Annotated in this window: 1 protein-coding gene; it reads right to left on the bottom strand. The window is 45.9% G+C overall.

The window, feature by feature from the left end:
• Window positions 1-815: type II secretion system F family protein (locus R7E78_RS25755; protein ID WP_318058561.1), on the bottom strand; the 815-nt coding region annotated here is incomplete at both ends.

Raw genomic sequence — 815 nt, forward strand, 5'->3', positions numbered from 1 at the left:
TCATTTGAATAACTAATGGCGTAAAAATATTGCTGTTGATGGCAGTGACAGAAATGGTGCTACCCGCTTCGATGGCTGCTTTCATCTCTAAAATTCGATTTTCTAAAAAGCGGTTACCCAATGCTTCACCAGCAAGTGCCAAAGATTGGTTGAGCGGCACACCTGATTTCAACATCAACGAGAATGTTCGAGCAAAACGCGACAATTGAGCGCGATTTACGATATCGCCAACGATTGGTAAGCGGAGGCGAAATTTATCAAACTTCTCCCGCCCATCTGCTGTCGCCACCCAAGCTTTGAACACAAAGAATGCACCGACCATAGCGGCAATGAGCAATCCCCAGTAGTGAACAAAGAAGTTGGACGTCGCAATCAAGATCCGAGTTGGAAGCGGCAACTCAACCCCGAAACGAGTAAACATCGATGCAAACTCGGGAATCACCAGAATGTTTAGAATAAACATCGCAATGGTAATAAATACGATAACGAACGTCGGGTAGCGCATTGCGGCTTTAATGCGTTTACGTGTTTCTAGCTCTTGCTCATAGTAGTTTGCTAGCTGCAGCAATGCCTCATCGAGTCGACCGGTATTCTCGCCCACGTTGATCATGGAGACGAATAACGGACTAAACACTTTGTTGTGCGGCTGCATCGCAGACGACAAGCCACGACCATTACTCAACTCAGAAACCACATCTTCTAGCGCTTCTTTAAGCTGTTTGTTTTCACAGTTTTGCAGTAAGCCGCGCATTGAGCGCAGCAAAGGCACACCAGCTTTAGTTAAGCTGAACAACTGACGAGAAAACAGAATAATC

The organism is Vibrio sp. YT-19(2023) (genome assembly GCF_033337395.1).